This is a genomic window from Pelagicoccus mobilis (genome assembly GCF_016595505.1).
In the GTDB taxonomy this organism is placed as follows: Bacteria; Verrucomicrobiota; Verrucomicrobiia; order Opitutales; family Opitutaceae; genus Pelagicoccus; species Pelagicoccus mobilis.
Genome location: NZ_JAENIL010000009.1, coordinates 99,086 through 121,287, shown reverse-complemented (window position 1 = coordinate 121,287; position 22,202 = coordinate 99,086). Strand labels below are relative to the sequence as shown.

At 52.1% G+C, this 22,202-nt stretch carries 17 protein-coding genes; 12 read left to right on the top strand and 5 right to left on the bottom strand.

Annotated elements, in window-relative coordinates:
- Window position 1: 1 nt before the first annotated feature.
- The 8 genes from JIN87_RS06460 (at window position 2) to JIN87_RS06425 (ending at window position 10,092) form a co-directional block, all read left to right on the top strand.
- Window positions 2-1,474, top strand: coding sequence for a sulfatase-like hydrolase/transferase (locus tag JIN87_RS06460; protein ID WP_200354722.1), 1,473 nt, complete (start codon window positions 2-4; stop codon window positions 1,472-1,474).
- Between the two features lie 34 nt (window positions 1,475-1,508).
- The gene (locus JIN87_RS06455) at window positions 1,509-2,165 is read left to right on the top strand and encodes a 3-keto-disaccharide hydrolase (protein ID WP_200354721.1); all 657 of its coding nucleotides are present in this window, start codon (window positions 1,509-1,511) and stop codon (window positions 2,163-2,165) included.
- A 207-nt stretch (window positions 2,166-2,372) separates the two neighbouring features.
- On the top strand, window positions 2,373-4,673 hold the full coding sequence (locus JIN87_RS06450; protein ID WP_200354720.1) for a GH92 family glycosyl hydrolase: 2,301 nt from the start codon (window positions 2,373-2,375) through the stop codon (window positions 4,671-4,673).
- A gap of 197 nt (window positions 4,674-4,870) precedes the next feature.
- On the top strand, window positions 4,871-5,116 hold the full coding sequence (locus JIN87_RS06445; protein WP_200354719.1) for a hypothetical protein: 246 nt from the start codon (window positions 4,871-4,873) through the stop codon (window positions 5,114-5,116).
- A 367-nt stretch (window positions 5,117-5,483) separates the two neighbouring features.
- A complete protein-coding gene (locus tag JIN87_RS06440) occupies window positions 5,484-6,965 on the top strand; it encodes a sulfatase (protein WP_200354718.1) in 1,482 nt (493 codons plus the stop codon).
- Window positions 6,966-7,005: 40 nt separating this feature from the next.
- Window positions 7,006-7,830 (top strand): aldo/keto reductase, encoded by an 825-nt coding sequence (locus JIN87_RS06435; RefSeq protein WP_200354717.1) that lies wholly within the window; start codon window positions 7,006-7,008, stop codon window positions 7,828-7,830.
- Window positions 7,827-8,765, top strand: coding sequence for an aldo/keto reductase (locus JIN87_RS06430; protein WP_200354716.1), 939 nt, complete (start codon window positions 7,827-7,829; stop codon window positions 8,763-8,765). Before JIN87_RS06435 ends, JIN87_RS06430 begins: the two co-directional genes overlap by 4 nt.
- Window positions 8,766-8,904: 139 nt before the next feature.
- Window positions 8,905-10,092, top strand: a complete 1,188-nt coding sequence (locus JIN87_RS06425; protein ID WP_200354715.1) for an aldo/keto reductase — start codon at window positions 8,905-8,907, stop codon at window positions 10,090-10,092.
- A gap of 105 nt (window positions 10,093-10,197) precedes the next feature.
- On the opposite strand, the gene JIN87_RS06420 is transcribed toward JIN87_RS06425, so the two are convergent.
- Complete coding sequence (locus tag JIN87_RS06420; protein WP_200354714.1) at window positions 10,198-11,463, bottom strand: enolase C-terminal domain-like protein; 1,266 nt, start codon at window positions 11,461-11,463, stop codon at window positions 10,198-10,200.
- Between the two features lie 77 nt (window positions 11,464-11,540).
- Window positions 11,541-12,599 (bottom strand): lactonase family protein, encoded by a 1,059-nt coding sequence (locus JIN87_RS06415; RefSeq protein WP_200354713.1) that lies wholly within the window; start codon window positions 12,597-12,599, stop codon window positions 11,541-11,543.
- A 156-nt stretch (window positions 12,600-12,755) separates the two neighbouring features.
- On the opposite strand from JIN87_RS06415, the gene JIN87_RS06410 reads away from it, so the two are divergent.
- The 4 genes from JIN87_RS06410 (at window position 12,756) to JIN87_RS06395 (ending at window position 18,562) form a co-directional block, all read left to right on the top strand.
- Window positions 12,756-13,808 (top strand): aldose epimerase family protein, encoded by a 1,053-nt coding sequence (locus tag JIN87_RS06410; protein WP_200354712.1) that lies wholly within the window; start codon window positions 12,756-12,758, stop codon window positions 13,806-13,808.
- 21 nt (window positions 13,809-13,829) lie between these two features.
- A complete protein-coding gene (locus JIN87_RS06405) occupies window positions 13,830-15,329 on the top strand; it encodes a sulfatase family protein (protein WP_200354711.1) in 1,500 nt (499 codons plus the stop codon).
- Between the two features lie 81 nt (window positions 15,330-15,410).
- Window positions 15,411-17,033 carry a sulfatase family protein gene (locus JIN87_RS06400; RefSeq protein WP_200354710.1) on the top strand — a complete coding sequence of 541 codons (1,623 nt, stop codon included), beginning with the start codon at window positions 15,411-15,413 and terminating at the stop codon, window positions 17,031-17,033.
- 137 nt (window positions 17,034-17,170) lie between these two features.
- Complete coding sequence (locus JIN87_RS06395) at window positions 17,171-18,562, top strand: glycoside hydrolase family 99 protein (protein ID WP_200354709.1); 1,392 nt, start codon at window positions 17,171-17,173, stop codon at window positions 18,560-18,562.
- 226 nt (window positions 18,563-18,788) lie between these two features.
- Here JIN87_RS06395 and JIN87_RS06390 read toward each other — a convergent pair whose 3' ends face one another.
- Genes JIN87_RS06390 through JIN87_RS06380 form a run of 3 tightly spaced genes read right to left on the bottom strand, consistent with a single transcriptional unit; the run spans window position 18,789 to window position 22,141 of the window.
- Entirely contained in the window at window positions 18,789-19,883 is a 1,095-nt protein-coding gene (locus JIN87_RS06390) for an Ldh family oxidoreductase (protein WP_200354708.1), read from the bottom strand.
- 7 nt (window positions 19,884-19,890) lie between these two features.
- Window positions 19,891-20,673: an SDR family NAD(P)-dependent oxidoreductase gene (locus JIN87_RS06385; RefSeq protein WP_200354707.1), complete on the bottom strand. Its 783-nt coding sequence runs from the start codon at window positions 20,671-20,673 to the stop codon at window positions 19,891-19,893.
- Between the two features lie 28 nt (window positions 20,674-20,701).
- Window positions 20,702-22,141 carry a sugar MFS transporter gene (locus tag JIN87_RS06380; protein WP_200354706.1) on the bottom strand — a complete coding sequence of 480 codons (1,440 nt, stop codon included), beginning with the start codon at window positions 22,139-22,141 and terminating at the stop codon, window positions 20,702-20,704.
- Window positions 22,142-22,202 lie beyond the last annotated feature (61 nt).

Genomic DNA, 22,202 nt, shown 5'->3' with positions numbered 1-22,202 from the left:
AATGAATAAAAAAATACGAAGCGTGATTTTATTGTTTGCGTGCCTTGCATTCTTAACGGGCATGCAGAGTTTGCATGCTCAGAGAAAGCCAAATGTCCTGTTCTATCTTACCGATGACCTCGGCTATGGGGATGTGGGCTGCTACGGAGCTGAAGGACAGTACACGCCGGCGATAGATCAGTTGGCTAAGGAAGGGACGAAGTTTACCAGCTTCTACGTCCACCAGCGCTGCACCCCCAGCAGGGCGGCGTTTATGACCGGTACTTACGCGCACCGAATCGGCCTTAATCAAATCGTGTATAAGCACAGGCAGGGGCCTATTGGGCTCAATCCGTCGGAAATCACTTTCCCGGAGTTGTTGCAAACAGCCGGTTACAAAACGGCTCTCGTGGGGAAATGGCATCTTGGCGAGTGGGAGCCCTTTCACCCATTGAATCACGGTTTTGATTATTTCTATGGTTTTCTCAAAGTGACGGAAGGTACCGAAGATGTATCCCTCGTTGAAAATAGAAAACAGTTGGCAGCAAATACGAAGAAGACGGCAGGGCAGGCCCCGGGTATGGTTAAGGCGGCAGTCGACTTCATGAAGACCCATAGGGACGAGCCGTTCTTCCTATATTACTCAGACCCTTTACCGCACTCTCCCTATGTTCCCTCCGAGGAATTTAAAGGAAGCTCCGAGCGTGGCGACTATGGAGATGTGGTTCACGAGATCGACTGGCAGTTTAATCATCTGATGAATGCCTTGAAGGAGCTCGGGCTGGAGGAGGATACGATCGTTGTTTTTACCTCGGACAATGGACCTCCTGTTCAGCGTCAAAGCAGGTTTGATGTCGGTTTGACCGGTCCCTTGCGTGACGGAAAATGGACGGACTTTGAAGGCGGAGTTCGCGTACCGTTTATTGTTCGCTGGCCTGGGAAGGTGAAGCCGGGCGCGGAGAGCGATGCGATGATCGGCATCATTGATATGCTTCCCACCTTCTGTGGAATTGCGGGAGTTGGCGTGCCGAATGACCGTATAATTGATGGGGTAAATGTGCTTCCGCAGCTTTTAGGCGATACGATGAGCGAGCATCTTCGGGATGTTCAGATCGTTCCGGGATCGACCATTACCCGCAATGGTTGGAAGTACTACATGAAGACGCAGTTTCCCTATAACCGGAAAAGTCCGGAGGTTTGGGGGGAATTCAAGCCGGCCAATGCAGGCTCTCTATTCAATTTAAACGAGGATGTCGGAGAAACGACGGATGTATCCAGTCAGTACCCTGAGATTGCGGAATCCTTAAGGAAAGAGATGGAGGCGTTTATGGTCGAATTCGAGGCGACAACCAGACCGGTCGGCGATGCCTCTGGTCTTCCAGATAAAACCTTCAAACTAGATAGGCTTGAGATGAGCCCGGAGGAGGAGGGGAAAAAGCGATCCGGTCGGAAGGAAAAGAAACGGACAAGGGAGAAAAGGGAAAAGCGATCGTAACTAAACATTTCGAATACATTCAAAGCGTCTCAACATGAAACTATTATTTGTACTTAGCCTCAGTCTAATCGCCAGCTTGGCTGCCAAAGGAAATCAGTGGGTAGATCTGTTCAATGGTCACACTCTCGAGGGGTGGACCGAGAAAACGAAAGAAGGGTCTTTCCGCGTTGAAGAGGGTGTCATTATTGGCACGGCACGGAGCGGTTTGGGTTCAACGTTCCTGTGTTCAAACAAAGACTACGGTGACTTCGAACTCGAATTTGAAACGAAACTCGTCGACAACGAGCTCAATTCTGGCGTTCAGATCCGTTCGAAAACTCTCGAACCCAAGAAAGGCGAGAAATACGGGGCCGTTTACGGCCCTCAGGTTGAGGTCACTGGCCGAAATTTCGTAAGGAATGGTTCGGGAAACATCTATGGGCAGGGCTGGAAAACCTGGTTGACGCCACAAGAGAGCAAAAAAGCACACACCTTTTTCAAAGATGGTGAGTGGAATCATTTTCGCGTCGTCGCCAAAGGGGACCAAATCACCACCTGGATCAACGGTAACGAAATCATCACGACGACGGTTCCTGCTGATCGTCATGAGACAAACCCCAGTGGCTTCATCGGCTTGCAGATTCACGGCATCAAAAAGGGAACTGGCCCTTTCCAGGTCGCCTGGAAAAACATCAGAATTAGAGAACTCTAGGCCGGTCTTTCCGCACAGTAGCGGAAAGGGAAGAAGAGGAACCAGAGGGGGCGACAGGGTAAAAATCGAGTTTTACCCAATGCCCTCGTGCTTTTTCCGTAAGCAAGTTCTTTTTGGCGGAGTCCTAGCCTGAGAAGCCTACAATGAACGTAGGAACACTTTCTCGGAAAGGGGAGCTACGCGACTGAATCTGAAAGTGATTATAAAATGAAGAGAATTTTGATTACGGTTAAGTGTGCCGCGTTTGCGCTTTTCGCTAGCAACCTTTGTGGTGGGACTGAACGGGTCGAACCTGTGGACCTCGTATATCCACATTTGGATACGAATCATTCTCGTTGGTTCTACTTCTCATCAGCGTGTCGCCCGTTTGGATTGGTGAACTTGAGTCCGGACACGGAAGTCGATGGGGCATGGGGGAGCGGTTATCGCTACAAGGTAGAGAATGTGAAGGGGTTCAGCCACGTGCATGCTTGGCAATTGTCGGGGTTATCGGTTATGCCGATCTCGGGGCAAGATGATTTGGGACCGATTCTGGAGAACCATTCATCGAACTTCAGTCACGAGACCGAGATCGTGAAGCCGGGCTATCATTTCCTATCACTCGACCGCTACGGGATCGATGTGGAACTTACTAGCTCAAAGCGGGCTGGTTTTCATCGGTACCGTTTTGGAAGTGGAAACCGGCCAGGCGTGCTGTTTGACTTGATGGGCAAGTTAGGACCGTCCGAGATGATTGAGGGGAAAATCGAGCAGATCGGTCCCCGAACGTTGAGGGGGAGTGTTGTGAATGCGCCGACGATTCGTCGTCCCAAGCCGGCTACGGTCTTTTTCCATGTAGCTTTTGACTCCGATGTATCCGAAGCAACCATCGTTCGCAGTCCGGATGGATACGTTGAGAAGGCGCTGTTCTTGTTTGCGGATAAGGACCTTGAGTCCGCACAGATGAAGGTGGGGCTATCCTATACGTCGGAAGAAGGGGCTAGGCGTAACCTCGAAGCTGAGGTAGATCATTGGGATTTCGATCAGCTTGTCAGCGAATCTCGGGATGAATGGAATCGCTTGCTCGGGCGAATTGAAGTGGAAGGGAACACGCTTGAGCAACGGCGTCGGTTCTACACCGATTTGTGGCATGCGTTGCAAGGGCGCCGCTTGATTAGCGATATTGATGGTTCTTACCCTGACAATACTGGGGATTCGTTTCGGATCGGCAAGATCCCCTTGGGCAATGATGGGACTCCATTGTTCGGGCATTACAACTCCGATTCATTTTGGGGGGCGCAGTGGACTTTGAATACGCTTTGGCATCTGGTCTACCCAGAGATAACCGAGGAATTCGTGAACTCGCTTTTGCTTTATTACAAGGACGGGGGATTGATGCCGAGGGGGCCGTCTGGCGGCAATTACACTTATGTGATGACGGGGGCGTCGGCGACTCCCTTTGTCGTAAGCGCGTGGATGAAGGGGATTCGTGGCTTCGATGCTAAGCTCGCTTATGAAGCCATGTTGAAGAACCATAGCCCAGGTGGGATCATGGGGAAGGCCGGTTACGAGCACGATACCCAGTTTGGGGGCGGCTTCAGTTACTATTTAGAAAATGGATACGTTCCATATCCGATCCCAGAAGGAGATTTTGGATTCCATCAAGACGGAGCGAGTTTGACCCACGAGTATGCCTATCAAGATTGGACCCTGGCTCAGCTCGCTAGGGAGTTGGGATTCTATTCTGATGCAGAAGCCCTTCTAGAGCGTTCGAAGAATTATAGAAACGCCTTTGATCGTGAATCGGGTTGGATGCGTCCCAAGAGCGTGGATGGCGTATGGAGAGAGCCGTTTGATCCATACCAATGGGAGCACGGCTTCAATGAGTCGAACGGAGCGCAGCACTTATGGTTTGTTCCGCATGACCCGGAAGGCTTGGCGGAGCTGCTGGGAGGAAAGGAGATCGCGATAGAGCGACTTGGGCAACAGTTCGAGCAAGCGAAGAAGCTGGGCTTTACTGCGGGTACATCCCATGCGAGGGAGAAAGATCCGGAATGGAGGCGTGTCCCGATCAACTACGGAAATCAGCCTTCGATCCAAACTGCCTTTATTTTTGCTGAGTTAGGGCGTCCCGACTTGAGTCATTTCTGGAGTCGCCAGGTTGTCGATAGGGTGTATGGTGGACTCAATCCAGGAACTGGATACAATGGCGACGAGGATCAGGGATTGATGGGCACTCTCGCTGTGTTGATGAAGATCGGCCTGTTTCAACTCAATGGCGGGACTGACACGGAGGCCGCTTATCAAATCGGGAGTCCTATCTTCGATTCGATCCGGATCCATTTAAACGAACGTTACTATTCGGGAGGCACGATTGAGATTCTAGCTAACAACAACGATTCCCAAAACGTTTTCGTGGAGTCAGCGAGCTGGAATGATGGAGAACTCGATAAGATGTTCATCCCGCATCGTGATCTAGTGTCAGGTGGCGTGCTCAGATTAGAGATGACTTCGGCCGTTGAGAAGTAGGGGAAGCTCACCTCTGAGTATCAGGTCATCAAACAGGTTCTAGTCTTTCGGGAAGATGGAACTGGCCCAAGTGCGTCGCTTTTGGGAATCGCGATCTCTAAAGATGGATGATTCAGTGCATGTATTACTTGCTGATAAAGGGTGTCGCGCAAGAGTGCGAGTCGACTCGTTTAAACTAGAGGTTGGAAGAAAGAGCCATGAAGGAAATCGAAGAACTTAAAAAACGGATACAGAAAGAGCAAAACAACCTCTCTGGGGTGGTCGTGCTGATCATCGTGTTGGTCCTCGGTTTTCTCGGAATTCGGATGTTTACGGATTTTGATGGAGGGGGAGATATAACGCCGTTGGCCTTAGGCTTTGTCGTTTTTGGTTTGGCCCTGCAGATCAAGCGAGTGCTGAGGTATCAGTCTGACTTGCTTAAGATCCTGTCTGAGAAGTCATAGGTGCGGAGTGGTTGTCCTGTATGGGGCGATGTTGTTTTGTTGATGATGATACGGCCGTAGGCCTGCATGATCGCCGAGGGCGAGCATGATGAGAAACTCGCAACCGTTATCATGCTGGCGAAGCCATCATGCTCGGCGTCTATGCCGATCATCATCCTATCTCATTGCTGTTCGAGTTTTCGTTCGGAGCGTTTTTTCGTAAGGAGGTAGTTGTGTTTGGTGTTGTTGGGTAGCTGAAGGCCAGAATCGCTGCCTGAAGGTGCCTTGTGCAGTGTTTACGGGTTAACTTTCGTGGCGGTGGTTCCTTGGTCCTGATGTGAAATCTTTAGTCAAATGGAGTCGTATCTGACCCGAAGCCTAACCACTTATGCTTAAACGTACCCCTTTCGCTCTCGCAGCTGCTTTTCTCGCGTCTTGTCTGAATTCTCAGGCAGGCGCGGAGGAGCGTCCTAACGTCCTGTTTATTGTCTGTGACGACCTCAATACGCAGGTCGGTCCCTCGGGTTACGAGAACACCCACACTCCAGTGATGGACAAACTTGCCAGGACGGGAATGACCTTCACTCGGGCGTACTGCCAGTACCCGGTTTGTGGCCCTTCGCGTGCCTCCTTCCTGCACAGTCTTTATCCGGAGTCGACTGGTGTCATCTCTAACAGGGCGGATATCGATGATACGCGTCCCGGGACGATTTCCATGCCGCAGCTCTTTCGTAACGCGGGTTACTGGACTGCCGCCACAGGTAAGATTTTCCATATCCCGCGTGAGGAGGCCCAGGAGCAACGCTGGGACGAACACATTCGCTTCGAGAACGATGAGATGCCAATGGTGACTCCGATTCGCGAAGCATTCGAAAAGGAGCATGGATCAGTGGATCTTCCTAAGAACAAGAAGCTCTGGAAGGAAACTTACTTTAACATCGCCACTCAGACACGTGACCAGAACATCGGTTATGGACCGTCCGGGCTAACGGATGAGCAGCACAAGGATGGCAAGAATGCCCGCAAGGTCGTATCTTGGTTGGAGGAGCAAAGCTACGGAGATCAGCCGTTCTTCATCGCGATGGGTATCCAAAAACCGCACGTCCCTTATCTTGCTCCGGATAAGTACTTCGAGCACTACCCGAAGGAAGGCTTGGAGTATGTACTGCCGCCGAGTGATTTCTGGGACCAAGCCCCTCGCACCGCCCGCGACTCTCGTTTTGAGGCATTTGGATTCGAGCTCGGCAAGGAGAATTCTGATCTCCGTCGCGACTACATGCAGTCGTACCACGCTTGTATCACCTTCTTGGATGCTCAGCTCGGGCTGGTGCTCGATGCCTTGGAAGAAACCGGACAAGCGGATAATACGATCGTAGTGTTCACTTCGGATCATGGATACCAGCTAGGTGAGCATTTCCTTTGGGGGAAGGTATCGCTATTCGACATTTGCGATCGCGTTCCGTTTATCGTGCGAGCTCCCGGAATGACGACCGCCGGTTCCTCTTCCGAAGGTTTGGTTGAGTTGATCGATATCTATCCGACCTTGGCTGATCTCTGCTCGATCGAGATTCCTGATCACGTGCAGGGCAAAAGCATCGTTCCGATGCTCGAGGACCCAAGCGTGGCAGGGAAGGATGTCAGTTACACCGTAGTTGCTCGTGGCAAGAATTTGGGAAAAGCAGTGCGTACGCAACGTTGGCGCTACTCTAAGTGGATCGACGGCGAAGAGCTTTACGATCTGGAAAACGATTTTCACGAACACAAGAACCTCGCGAACTCTCCAGAATACGCACCGGTCATGAAGGCCATGCGCTATCGCCTGGAAATCATGGAAGCTTTTGCCGCGAGCAAAGCTGCTCCGGAGTCCTGATCTGTCCAACGTCCTCCGCGCTCACTTTCGATATATTGTTATGTACAGAAGAAAATTTGTTAAGGCCGTCGGTTCTGGGCTCGCGTTAGGGACCGTCGCTTCCCGACTGAGTTTCGCTAAGGCTTCTCCGTCGAGCAGTCACATCGCTATCGGAACCCAAGCCAAGCCCACGCTTGCACTCGATGGTTTGATGATTGCGCATGGTGATCGTTGTAAAACCGCGGGCCTCTTGCAGGCTGCCTATGATCACGGTATTCGCTACATCGATACTTCGATGACACATATCGCAGGGCGTTCTGAGCGAAGGATTGGGCGTTTTCTCGAGAATCGGAAACGCGATCAGTTTTTTGTCCAATCGCGACTGAAAGTGCGTCGCAAGGAGGTCGCTACCTCCGAACTCGAACTTTCGCTGGCTCGATTGAGAACCGATTACCTGGATGCTTTCTTGCTGGATACCGAAGTGCGCAACAAGATCGACGACCAATTCGAGATCCCTGACGAGAATACCTTCGAAGCATTGATCGAAGCGAAAGAAGCAGGGAAGATTCGTAAGATCGGTCTGCGGGGCTTTGAGGAGAGCGAGCAACTAGATCGTCTGCTCAAGCTCTACGGCGAGCATGTTGAGATCGTGATGATTCCCTTTGGAATGGGCGATGACACAAAGCTGATGAGGCAAGCCCAGCGTTACGGTTTTGATTTGATAGCGGAAGGAGACCGTAAGCTGCAGCAACAGATTTTCACCGATAAAGCAGGTGTCGACCAATTGCCGAAGGGGTTATCGAGCTGGGTCGTTTCCTTTACTGATCCAAAGACGTTCAAGGACATAATCGGACGATTCGATGAACTCGCGGGAGGTGCGGCATGAGCCTGTTTAAGACAACGGTCGTTTCAGATCGCTTAGGCGCTTGCTTGCCGAAGCGTAAATTTGGTCGAGCGGACGAATGGGTCACGCAGCTCGGTGTGGGCGGATTCCATGTCGGCAAGGCCGAGAGTGAACAGGAAGCTCAAGCCATCGTTGAAACGGCACTTGAGGAAGGTATCCGATTTTTCGATATGGCCGCTGAGTATCAGGACGGTCGGGCGGAGCACCGCTATGGTGAATATCTCTGTCCGAAGTATCGGGACGACGTCTTTTTGATGACCAAGACCAAGGCTCGCACTGGGGCAGAGGCTACCGCGGAAATCGAGTCCAGCTTACGACGTATGCGAACCGATCGACTCGATGCGATTCTGATGCATGCAATCGCCACTGTCGACGAGCCAGGCGAGCGTATTCGCGATGGCGTGTACGAGGCTTTCTTGAAGGCGAAGGAGCAGGGGAAGGTGCGTTACCTCGGATTCTCTGGACATTTGAATACGGATGCGAATTTGAGAGCATTGGAGCTGCTTGGTGATCAAGTGGATGTCTCGCTCATGCCGGTCAATGTAGTGGATCCTTCTGACAGCGATAGTTTCGTGAAGAATGTGCTACCGGTCATGAACAAGATGGGCGTTGCTCCGCTTTCCATGAAGTCGGCAGCGTTTGGGCATTTCTTTGAGAAGGAAGTCGCGGTCGAAAATATCGCGGCCACTACGATCGTACCCGGCCGCGTTTCGATGGAGGAAGCTTTTCAGTACGTGCTTTCGACTCCGATTTCAGTTTGGGTTAGCGGGATGCATAAGGCGGAATTCGTGAAGAAAAACGCTGAGATCGCACGCAACTTTTCCAAGCTCGATGACCAGCAGATGGAGAGTATCGTCGCACGAGTGGAAGCTTATCGCGACAACGTAGAAGTTGAAGGCTACCGTAAGTGGGGCTGATTTTTTCTGTGGGCTCGGCGTGATGGTGTCGCCTCAGCGCGGCGACCTGCAGTTTAGCATTCTGTCGGTCGGGGCATTGACGCGACTTTGCTTTAAGAATGTCCATTGAGGACGGTGGACGCTACCGTTTAAAGTACATATGCGAGGAAACGATAAACAGGAACGACGAGCTTTTGTTCGCAAAGTGGTAACAGGAGCGGTTGGTGTATCGCTTGCTCCCCAGATTTTGAAAGGTGCGGATGCTCCTCGTGTCGGAGCTGCGAGTCGTGCCAAGCCACTGGCAGCGGAGTGGAGAAACCGTAAAGCGGGCATGGCCTACCGTATGTTCGGGAATACGGGAATGATGGTATCCGAAATCGTTTTTGGGTCTTCGAGTTGGGATGATGAGGACAAGTACTTCGATGTGCTTGATCTTGGCCTAGAGAAGGGGATCAATTACATTGACGTGGCTCCGCAGTATCAGAGAGGGCAGTCCGAACGAGTTGTAGGGCGCTATCTTAAGGAGCGAAAGGTACGGGATCAGTTTTTTGTATCCAGCAAGATCAGCTTCTACGACGAGTTCATGACAGAGCTGGCGGAGGAGATTCTCAGTGGATTGCCCGGAGAGAAACGAACTGAGATCGAGAAGCGGGCTGCTGCTTTGATCGAAGAGCGTGGCGTTACTAAACCAGGGTATCATTTCCAATATTTCAAAGCTCAGGATAAGAAGTTCCTTTTGGCCTACATACGGCATTTGGTGATTCAGGACTACGGACGTCTCAAGAGCTGGAAGCCGCGAATAAAGAAACGTATGAGGGAGATCGCGGAGGATTCGCTTTCAGCCATGGGGCTTGATTACTACGACGTGCTCCATTGCCCGCATGGTGTTGCGATGCCGGAAATGTTGGACGACGAAAACATCCGCGAATTTTTCGAAGAGTTCAAGGCAGAGGGTAAGATGCGTTTCTCTGCTGTATCCGCTCACAATGACGTGGCTGGCATTTTAGACAGAGCGATAGAACTTGGGCACTACGATGGAGCGATGCTTGCGTACAACATTGGTAATCATGCCTCGCTCGAGCGATCTATCCAAAAGGCTAAGGCGATTGGTATGGGGATCGTGGCAATGAAGGTTGCCCGTGTTCTGACTGTTGATTGGGCTCCGAAATGGCTGACCAGCAAGTTGAATACGACGATTTCAGAAGATGTCTCTTTGCACGCTAAGACCTACCTGTGGGCTTTGCAGAATCCGGATATCTCGTGTTGTGTATCCGAAATGATGACACGGGAGATGGTTGCCGACAACTCGTCTATCGTTGGTCGCAAGGTGGAGTTAAAGAAAGTGTAGATGCTGGAAAGTGTCGCCTCAGCGCGGCGACCTACAGTTTGAAGCTTTGTAGGTCGGGGCGGTGTGCTTACAGGGCATCTTTAAGTGGTCTGGCCGCTCGATTACCTACGGTCTATGCAGACTACCGTCCGGCAGACGGATCTGCGTCCAGAGGGTGACGTCTTCGATCGGTGGGTACGCCTTTGCTGCTTCTTCGTTGATGTAGACGCCGATTCCGGGGCGCTCGTTGGAGTACAGGTATCCTTCCTTCAGTTCGGGTAATCCATCGAAGACATCGTGGATTTCTCCGTTGAAGTGGCAGAATTCCTGTATACCGAAGTTGGGTACAGCGAGGTCTAGGTGGAGGTTGGCCATGTGACCAACGGGAGAAACATCTGGGGGACCATGCCAGGCGGTGCGCACTCCGAAGAGTTCACCGAGTGCCGCGGCCTTGCGAGCCGGAGTGATGCCGCCGATACAGCTGATATGCATGCGCATGAAGTCGATGTGTCGCTTCTGGATCAAAGGAACGTATTCGAGAGGAGAGACAAAGAGTTCGCCGAGGGCGAGAGGGGTCGACGTTAGGGCTCGTACTTTTTCCAACTCCTCCGGTTCTTCGGGAGCGACTAGATCTTCGAGGAAGAAGAGCTTGTAGGGCTCTAGGTCTTTGGCGAACTGGATCGCGTGAGGGGTGGGGAGCCGCTCATGGACATCGTGCAAGAGCTCCAGATCCTGATCGAAAATGTTACGGACGTGATCGATCAGTTCGAGCGCTTTTCGAGTATAGACCTTTGGGTCGTAATAGATGCCTTTCTCGGCGCCGAGTGGGGTGCTTGGGGGAACGTCGCCATAGTTGTTTGTCGCTCCACCATAGCCTCGCCATTGGATGCGAATGTGTTTCAGGCCCATGGCTCGGAAATGGTGAACGCTGTCTTCGATTTCCGAGATGTCGCGACCGTAGGAGTGGCGATAGGCGGCGGCAGCCTCGCGGTATTTGCCGCCGAGTAGACTGTAGAGTGGGATATTCGCTCTCTTGCCCTTTATGTCCCAAAGTGCCATGTCGACACCTGATATGGCATTGTTGCCGATTGGGCCGTTTCGCCAGTAGGCGTTTAGGTTCATCAAGGCCCAGAGTTCCTCGATCTTGTCGACGTCTCGACCTTTGAGGAGTGGGTCGAGATAATCTTCAACGACGCTGATCACGGCCTTGTGGCGGTAGGCGAGGGTGGCGCAGCCGAGTCCGTAGAGTTCAGGCTCGGAGGTTTCGACCTTTACGACGATGAGATTGGTGCCTTCCGGAGCGGTCGCGATCGCTGTTACCTTGCGAATTGTAATCGGTTTCTCACTACGGGTGGCTGCTTCGGGGATGGGGATTTGTACAGATTCGGGCATAGATTTGGGCACTGTACAGGTTGAACAAATCCCGGAGGCTGGTGAATTGCGTTGAGAGTTAACTCGTCAACTCCAGATCAGGCTCTGAAAACGTGGCAGGACGGGTTGCGTACTTCGGTGCTGATGCCTGTTGCTTGGAGGTGTCCTGTTTGTGGATCGATCTCGAATGCTCGGATGTCATTCGATCGCTGATTGCCGACTACGAGGAACTTGCCTTGTGGGTGAATGGTGAAGTTTCTAGGGATCCGGCCAAGGGTTCTGGTAGTTGCGGCGTGACTCAGTCTTCCCGAACTGCGATTGATTTTGAATTGGACGATGCTGTCGTGACCCCTTACCGAAACATAGAGGTGCTTACCGTTGGGATGGCACTTGATGTCTGCGCTGTTGTTGGGGCCTGGAGTGTCTTGAGGCAAAAGGTGATCACGGGCGATCTCTCGAAGATGTCCGTTTGATTGGTCGACTTTCAAGGTGCAAACGGTGTTGCTCAGCTCGGTGGTGAGATAGAGGAAGGGGCGTGTCGGGTGGAAACAAAGGTGGCGTGGTCCGGCTCCAGGAACTGCTTGATAGGCAATTTCTGGAGGCTGTTGTGTTGATTGGGCAGAGCTGAGGTCGATCCGGTGAATCGAGTCGGATCCGAGATCGCTCACGTATACGAAGTTCGAATTGGGGTATTGCAGGATGCAGTGCGGGTGAGGCGAGGATTGGCGATCCTTGTTGGGCCCTGAGCCGGTATAGCTTTGTACTAGGGCGTTCTCGCCGATGGAGCCGTCGGTGGCGATCGGGTAAATGCAAGTGGTGGGAGAACCGTAATTCGCCGCGAACAAGTAACGCCCGTTTTGCGAAAGGCTCACATGGCAAGGGTGGTTCCCGTGGCTGGGTCGGCTGTTTAGGAAACGGAGCTTTCCCGTTGTTTCTTCTATAGCGTAGGCCGAGAGCTGGCCGCCACCGGTCTTTTCGCTCAGTTCATTGACTGCGTACAAGAATTTCTTGTTAGGAGATAGGCAGAGAAAGGATGGATTGCCAAGCGTGCTCACACTCTGAAGAGGGTGAAGCGAAGCGTCTTTTCCGTCGAAGTGGAAGACGTGTATCCCGTCGTTTTGTGGGGGAGAGTAGGAGCCGACGTAGAGGGTACTCATATGGAAATGGGGGCCAAGTAATGAGGACACTTTTTTCCAATTTCAGGTGATTTGCTAGGGCTTTGTATGTTTACGAGTTAACTCGAGGGAGCGTGTTTTTTCTGCCTTATGTGATGAATTCTGAACGTGTCACCCCCGATGTGTTTTACTCTGCTTATGCTAACTCTAGCCTTCTCCGTATCCGCCTGCTCGAAGGAACCAGAAAGAAGTCTGATCCTTGAGAGCGGAGAGGCTCAGCTGGTATTCGATTTGGAAGGTGGAGCATTGGAGTCGTTTACGCTGAGCGGGGATGAACTGAACCCGCTTTCTTGGAAAGCCCCGGTAAAGGAAGGAGTGGTCAGCGGGTATCCGATTCCGAAAGGACACTTTATCTGTTTGGATCGCTGGGGACCGCCGAGTCCTGGCGAAAAGCGAGCGGGGATGTTTACTCACGGGGAAGCGTCTCGCATGTTGTGGAAATCCGAATCCCTAAGGAAGGGGCAAGCCCGGATGTCGGCTGAGCTGTCGCTTGCTGGACTGGAAATCGAACGTAGTATCGAGTTGTTGGGTACGGTAGCTCTCGTGCAGGAAAAGGTTCGAAATGTACGTCCGCTAAGCCGTCTCTACAATTTTGTACAGCATCCCTCCTTGGGTGCCCCTTTTCTGGACGAGAATGTGATCGTCGACTGCAACGGCGGTAGGGGATTTAGGCAAAACGAGAAGGCAATGTCTCCAGAATCGAATGAGTTTATGTGGCCTTATGCTCCGGTGAATAGAGAAGAGGTCGACCTGCGTCGGCTCGGTGCGGATCGAGTGCCGCACCTGACGTCATTCTTGGTTGAAGAGGAATTTGGCTGGATAACGGCCATCAATCCTGAGAAACGCCTTCTCATCGGCTATGTCTGGCGTGCCGAGGAGTTCCCTTGGATTCACATGTGGAGGGAACCGAAAAACGGTAAACCTTGGGCACGGGGCCTTGAGTTTGGTACTGCCCCGTTACACCGTGAAGCCGATGTCCTCCATCAAAAAGGGTCGGTTTGGGGGAAGCCTGCTCTTCGCTTCATTGATGCGGGTGAGACTCAGCGCTTTTCTTATGTTAACTTTCTGATGCGACTCCCGGAAGACTTTGAAGGAGTGGAATCGGTTCGTTTGGATGGGGACACGCTCAGGGTAGTCGAGCGCGGGAATCAAGCGAGGGAATTGATTGCTCGAACGCCAGAAACACTGTAGCCAGATTTGTATTACACAAAAATGGAAAAGCGAAAGCCGAACATCATTTTCATCCTGAGCGACCAGCAAAGAGCGGATACTATCAAAGCTTGGGGGTATGCTCATATGTCTACACCTGCTATGGATTCCTTGGTCGAGGGTGGGATGTCTTTCAAAAACTGCTTCTGCCCAGGGGCTACCTGTACGCCTTCGCGTGCTGCGATTTTCACCGGCATGTACGCTCACAATACCGGGACCTACAGTTTCAACCAGTGGGGACACCAGCGGACTTGGGTGGACGATCTCGCAGATAGCGGATACTGGTGCATCAATGTGGGGAAGATGCATTTCCAGCCGCGTGATGTATCGGGTGGATTTCATGAGCGCGTAGTCGTCGAGAACCCGACCAGCGTTGGAAATTGGGGAGGGAACGGCGATGACGATTGGGGAAAGTACTTGAGCTTTCATGGCGAAGAGCGTCCCAACTATCGGCACCAATCGGATCCCGAGTGGTTGGAGAAATGGCAAGGAGTGCCATGGCACTTGGATGAGCATTTGCATAGCGATGCGTTTACGGCGAACGCTGCATGCGGGTGGCTGAAGGCTCGCGAGACGGATGATGAGCCGTTCTTCATGGAATTGGGATTTCCCGGTCCACACGAGCCCTGGGATGCACCCCAAGAGTTCGTCGATTTGTACGAAGGAATCGAGCTGCCGGAGCCCGTTGATTTTCCAAGTGATCTAAGCAATAAGCCGCCCCAGCAAGCGGCTATTCGTGCTTTTCACGCGGGTGCGGATCATGAGTCTCGCATTGATATGCCCAACGCGGAGCTCGATGATGTGATGCGAATGCGGCGTCACTATTACGCTAAGATCTCTTATGTTGATCAGCAGGTGCAGAAGGTTTTGGATACACTCAAGGAGACGGGGCACTTGGAGAATACGATCGTGATATTTTCCTCCGACCACGGCGAAATGCTGGGAGATCATGGTTCTGCTTACAAGTGGCTGATGTACGACTCGATTACGCGAGTTCCGCTGATGATTAAAGATTTTCGAAGTCTTGGGGAGAGTCAGGAAAGCGATGATCTTGTATCTCTGATGGACATCGGTCCGACTATTCTAGAAATGGCAGGGGGTAAGATTCCTACTCGCTTAGAAGGCCGATCGCTGACTCCCTATTTAAAGGGGGCGGCCTGTAAGGCTCGTACTGCGGTGTATTGCGAAGACAATTACCAGGTGATGCGGCGGACGAAGGATGAGAAAATCGTGCACTACATCGGTGCAACCTACGGTGAGTATTACCGCTTGGATGAAGACCCGAACGAGATTAACAATCTCTGGGATGATCCAGAGTTCGTGGCTCGGCGAAAGGAGTTGCAACTGGCTACGCTTGATTGGTTGGCAACGAGTTCGTACGCAAATTACGGCTACAAAACGGAAAGTGAATCAGATGGAGAGTATGGGATCCGCTGGCACGGGAATGATGCAGGTATCCACGGTGACAATTATAAGCCAAAGGATGAAAAAATGGAGCTATAGAGCTGACGCTTGCGTCACGCCGCGTTGGTTTGATCTTTCTGGTGCGGTGCGTCGCGAGCGACGACCCTACAAACATTAGAGATGAAGACAGTTACCATCATTCTCGCGATATTTGCGACCGCTCTCAGTCTAATCGCCGAAAACGCGGAACGTCCCAACATCCTCTTGATCGTTACAGACGATCAGAGCCCGTTTGCAGAGCCGTATCCCGGTAAGCGAGAACCCGACTCCTGGGGAGCCTACGGAGCGAACGTGTATTCGCCGCACGTAGACGAGCTCGCTTCAGAGGGGATGATCTTCGGGGATGCGAATGCGGCTTCTCCAGTTTGCGGTCCGTCGAGGTACTCGTTTTTAACCGGACGGTATGCGAGTCGCTGCGAAGGGCCGCGTTTTCTTGAGTTGTTTCCCAAGGGAGAAATGGCGCGTCCCGGCAATGTGATCGAGCTTGAGGAGGATCGGTCGAATGTTGCGCGTGTGTTGAAAACAGGTGGTTACCGAACAGCTTTTGTTGGAAAATCGCACTTGATCCGCCATGACGCTATTCATGGACCGAAGAGGTGGGATCGGAAGGGGCTTCGTTCTTACGGTCTCGACGACGATCCGTTTGACCCAAGGGTGTCAGCGGCGATGGAACACAACAATGGCGTATGGACGGGTTGGATGCAGAAGTTTGGCTGGGATTACGTGAATGGCTTCTATACGGCGAACCTCAAGGAGCAGTACAATCGGGAGGCCGAGGTGCACAATCTAGAGTGGACGACTCGAGCAGCGCTTCAATTTCTGGATACGGTTGAGGAAGAGGATGATCCCTTCTTTCTCTACTTTTCGACCACGTTGCCGCACGGCCCTAATCCTTGGGTGAAAGATAAGCAGACCGGAAAGTACAAGTACTCCATGGACGCGGACCCGCGAATTACGGCGGAAGGAATTAAAGAGTATGATTATTCCTTCATGCCGGAGCGTTCGGAGCTAGTTGAGACTGTCGTCGAAAAGGGATTTCCAGAAGATACGGCTTACTTGAGCTGGATGGATGCTGGAGTGGGTGCCCTCATGCAGAAGCTTGAGGATGTAGGTGTGGCTGAAAACACGTTGGTTATTCTGATCTCGGATCACGGGGCGTGGAGAACAGGTAAGGCAACTCTGCACGAAGGAGGAATGCGCGTGCCGATGATTGTCAGATGGCCAGGGAAGGTTAAGGAAGGTAGCCGTTTTGATGGCTTGGTTTCGCTCGTTGATCTGGTCCCGACCTTTTACGAAGTCGCTGGAGTCGAGGATAGTGAATCTCTGGACGGAAAGAGTCTGACGCCTGTTTTTGATTCCAATGGAGAGACGCGTATTCACGAAACGATTTTTTCTGAAATCGGCTATGCTCGCGGGGTAAAGACGGAGCGTTGGAAATACATCGCGGTTCGCTACCCCAAGCATGTACAGGAGCAGATCGCCCGCGGTGAGCGTTTTCCTGAGTATCAGGGGCCGAAGCGCGACCTACCTTACCTGACTCGAAACAGCCACCTCGGTTATCACGCCGCCCAGACGAATCCGCACTATTTCGACAAGGATCAGCTCTACGATTTGCATGCCGATCCGATGGAGGAGAAGAACATCGCGGCCTCGAACCCTGAGGTGGTTGAAGCGATGAAAGCAAAACTGAGCGAGTATTTGAGGACCTTCGAGGAGCGGCCGTTTGGGGAGTTTTCAGAGTGAAATGGAGAGTTGCTGAAGCGGCATGGCGGCGAGCGCCAGCCCTACAAATCGATATTGTAGGGTCGTCGCTTGCGACGCACCGCAGAGCCTAAATATTGTAAATAGTAAGGAAACCGCCGGAGCGGAGTATGAAACTGATGAAGGGAATTTTTAATAGTGCAGCATTGGCATTAATCGCGGTTTTTGCGGTCTCGTGTACGACGTTCGAAAACGCGAGCACGACAGCTCCTCTCTATGTGGAGATTGGAGAGAACTTTGCAGAGGTATTCGCTGACATGAAACCGATTGATGAGGGGATTCCAGCCGCCCCTGTCGACTCGGAGGGATTGCGCGGCAAAGTGCTGACTGGCTATCAAGGTTGGTTTGGTCCCAAAGGTGATGGTGGAGGCGTCGAGTGGATGCACTACGGTTTATCCGAGAATAAGAAGCGGATCTTTGAGCCGGGCGTAGCCGCTATCGATTTCTGGCATAACACGGAGGACGCTGGGCCGACTGAGCTGTACCCAACGGAGTTTCGTCACCAGGACGGTCGGGTGGCAAACGTGATTTCTAGCATGCATCCGGATACTGTGGATCGCCACTTTTCCTGGATGAAAGAGTACGGAATCGACGGGGCCTTTTACCAGCGATTTGGGGTCGCTCTCCGTTCGCCCGGCAGATACGGGAGTCGCAACGTCGTTCTCGACAATGTTCGCACTGGAGCCCGCCGGCATGGTCGTAGCTATGCGGTGATGTATGACTTAAGTGGCTTGAGAAAGGGTGAGATCCGGGATCTCGTCATTGAAGACTGGAAGCGTTTGAAGGGGTTGATGAAGGTGACGGACGAGCCAAATTACATGACGGTTAACGGAAAGCCTCTGGTGTCCATTTGGGGAGTTGGATTTGCGAGCGAAGATCGTCGCTATACTTTGGAGGAGTGTAGGGAACTGGTTGAGTTTTTGAAGAACGATCCTGAGTTTGGCGGGTGTTCTGTGATGCTGGGGGTTCCTTACGCATGGCGTACTGGAGAACGCGATGCCCTAGCGATCGAAGATGCGCATCCCATTTTTGAATTGGCGGATGTGATTAGTCCTTGGAGCGTCGGGCGCTACAGAACTCCGCGTCAAGCGGCTCTGCAGGCGGAGCTTTACTACAAGGGAGACTTCGCTTGGTGCGAAGAGCGTGGGATCGAGTACCTGCCTGTTGCATTCCCTGGGTTTAGTTGGGGGAATTTGAAGAAGGGCAGGGTAGCTACGGCAACCTACAATCAAATTCCTCGCTTAGAGGGAGCGTTTCTTTGGTCGCAGTTCGAGACGATTGCTAGAGTTGGGATCGAGACGGTTTACATTGCCATGTTCGATGAGGTCGACGAAGGGACTTGTATCCTAAAAGTGGATCAAGACCCTCCTGTGGGCGAATCCCGTTTCCTTGATTACGGGGTTGTTCCCGATGACCACTACCTTTGGCTCACGGGGGAAGGTGGAAGGCTTCTACGTCGCGAGCTCAAGATCACGGGTGATCTCCCTGTGAGAAAATATCAACAAAACTAAAAACTGGATACGAAAGTCCTAAAATGAAGATGCCTAAAATTTCTCTACTACTTGCAATCTGCTCTATTGCGACAACTGCGTTTGCTCACTCTTCAGCGGTGCCTCATTCCCATAGTGCGGGAGTGGAGTCTGGGAACGGAAGCGTTGTTTTGTGGACGCTTTTGCTTGTAGTTCTCGCGTTTGGGCTAGCTCGTTTGAAGAGGTTGGCTCGATAATGGTGTGCCGTTTATTTGCCTGCAATTCCGGCTGGCAATTCAACTGCCAGCTTCGCTGACCATTCTTTCATCTGGGCTGCGAGACCTGCCTCTACTGGAATTCCGGTCTCGAGCCTCTTCTTTTTCGAGGCGTATTGATCATCTCCGGGAGCGAGAACCGGTTCTTCTGGTCGCTTTGACGGTTGCTGGCGGGCTTCATTAGCCATAGACGCGACTGAGGTAGAGAAGGACTCTCCTCCAAAAAAACGATTGGGATCAATGGCCATAAGGAAAGATCCCAGATGCCGCTTGTGCTCGAGGTCGTTGTACATCTGGGGGATGTGCAAGCCGAACGGCATGCCGTTGAGTGGTCCGCAGATTAAGTCGATCATCATGGCGAGCGCATAACCCTTGTGTTCAGCCATTGGACGCAAACTCGTGACCTCATGTGGGTTGGTGGTTTCGTCCCCATCCATTCCATACGCAACGTTTGATGGGATCTCACGGTCCTCGTTGCGGGCGTTCATGATGTAGTTGAAGGGGATCGCGCTGGTTGCCATGTCGAGGCAAACGGGCGGGCCGTTTTTGTTCGGCGTCGCAATGCAGATCGGGTTGGTTCCGAGAAATTTCTTGTATCCATTGTGTGGGGCTACAAAGGAATCGGAGTGAGTGAAGACGATTGCTAGTAATCCCTGTTCGGCAATCATTCTCCCGTATAGGCCGATCGCTCCGCAATGCGACGATTCCCGTACTCCAACAATGCCGATACCGTTGGTTTGAGCGACTTGGATCGCTTCTTCCGCAGCTCGGTGCATGACGTAGATACCGAGCCCATGGTCGCCATTGACATTGGATGAGCAGGGACCGGTACTCTCGATGTTGACTTCAGGGGAAGGGTTTAGAGAGCCCGCTTCCAGTCTATTCAGATAGTGGGGTAAGCGAGCGATCCCGTGAGAGTCGATTCCCCAGAGACTCGTGTTTACGAGCCCCTCAATTATTATCTCAGCATGAGCAGATGGTACGCCCATCGCTTCAAGGCAGGATATGCCCCAAGAGCGTAATTCATCAGACTGTATGTGGATACTTGAGACGTCGATCAGTTCTTCTCGTTCGCTGTTTGAAGCCATCTTCTGCTTACTCCTCCCAATATTCCGCATCCGGAAGCGACCCATCCATAACGAATCCACCATCGATGGTGATATCTTGGCCAGTCATGTAGCGTGATTCGTCGCTTGCCAAAAAGAGGGCAGCGTTCGCTATCCAAGAAGCTTCTGCGATCTCAGCTAGAGGCACTCGTTTGTAGAGAGCGTTTTTGACTGATTCGGTGTACATCGGTACAGTCAGTTCCGTGTAGGTCGCTCCCGGGCGGATGAAGTTAGCTGTGATTTTGTGAGGAGCCATCTCTGTGGCCACTGTTCGCAAGAAGGATTCCATGCCGCCTTTCGAAGCCGTATAGTGGCAGCAGTTCGGTTCGCTCAATACGGAGTGGATACTTGAAATACCTACGATTCGCCCGCCATTTCCAGCTGCTACCATTTCTTTTAAAGCCCGTTGAGTGCAGAGGAAGACGCTCTTTAGATTCGTCTTTATGATATGGTCCCAATCCTCTTCCGAAGTCTCGATGACGGGAGATTGGCGGATGACTCCTGTGTTGTTGATCAAGACGTCGATGCCTCCCATCGTTTCAAGGGCAGCGTCAAAGGCCGCTCCGACTGCAGCGGAGTCGCCGACATCGCAATGAAAGGCGTGAGCGTTTCCACCTTTCTCGCGAATTCCTTCAACCACTTTGGCTGCTTCGCCATCGTTAATATCCAAGATGCACACCGTTGCTCCTTCGCGGGCGAAACGTTGAGCGATCGCTTTGCCGATCCCGCATGCAGCTCCAGTGACGACAACCTTTTTGTTTTCAAGTCTCATAATGTTGATTCTCCGGTTGTGATTAAATTTAACTCTCTCCTTTTTGCGCGAAGTCCGAGGAGCGTATTTTGTATCCACTTACGCCATAATAGCAGAGATAGGCGTAGCAGATTATTGGGAGGGCGAAGGACAATTGCACGCCTGCGATGTCGGCGAGTGCTCCTTGAGCTAAGGGTACGAGCGCACCCCCTAGGATCGCCATGACCAGGAGGGAGGAGGCTTGGCTGGTGTGCTTTCCGAGCCCACGTATCGCCAAGGTAAATACGTTTGACCACATGATTGAGTTAAAGAGGCCTATCGCTATCACGCACCAGAAGGCGACAGCTCCTGTTGTCGTTACCACAAGGGCAAGGAGGACCATGACCGAGACCGAGAAGACTGCTAAGGTGCGGTGCGCTTTTGACTGTCCAAGCTTGAATGCGAAGAGGTTAAGAAAAATGAAAAGAACGAAAGGCCAGATCTCGAGAAACGAAATACCGGTGTTGAGATAGGTGACGAGATAGATAACCAGCAAGGTGGCGGCAGCGGTTCCGACCATGATTTTCATCTTTCGGCTGTCCTGCATGTCGCTCAACGAGATGGCGCCGAGAAAGCGTCCGATCATGGCTCCGCCCCAGAAAAGAGATAGGTAGGCGGAGGCCTCATGTTCATTAAGCCCCGCGATCTCAGGTAGACCGAAGAAGTTAACCAAGAGGCTACCCACTGTAACCTCTCCTCCGACGTACATGAAGATAGCGATAATTCCGAGCACGAGGTGTCGATACCTGAGAACAGCCAAGCCCTTTTCAATGTGCTGGCCTTCCGTTAGGTTCGGCAAGGAATAGAGTTTGACGCAGAAGGCGAGTAGCAGAAAGAGGGCGCTTAAGCCGAGATAGGGTACCTTGAGTGCGTCCGAACCGATTACGCCTTCTCCTCCAAAGAAACTGAAGATGAGGTATCCACCAATCGCTGGAGCGATCGTATAACCAAACGAGTTGAAGCCTTGGGCGAGATTTAGACGGCTCGAGGCGTTTTCAGGTTTACCCAATATGGCGACATAAGGATTAGCCGCTATTTGCAGAACGGTTAATCCAATGCCGAGACAGAACAGGGCTCCGAGGAAGAACGCGTAAACGTGATAGGCTGCTGCGGGAACGAATAGGGCGCAGCCGGTAGCGGAGATGACGAGTCCGAGTATGATCCCGTTCTTGTACCCCATCTTGGCGATCGGATCTCCAATTGAGGAAGAGACGATGAAGTAGACGACTGATCCTACGAAGTATGCTCCGAAGAATGCGAACTGTACGAGCATCGCCTGAAAATAGCTCAGCTCGAAAACGGCTTTCAGGTATGGGATCAAAATGTCATTCAGGCAGGTGATGAATCCCCACATGAAAAAGAGCAGCGCCAATACCATAAACGCTCCTTTATTTGATTCGTGATGGTTTGCCTCTTGATCAAGGACAGTTGCTTGGCTCGCTGTTTCCATAGTAGCTCATTTGATCCAACTCTAGGATCAGTATGTTCTGTTGTGTTAGAAAGATCTCCGA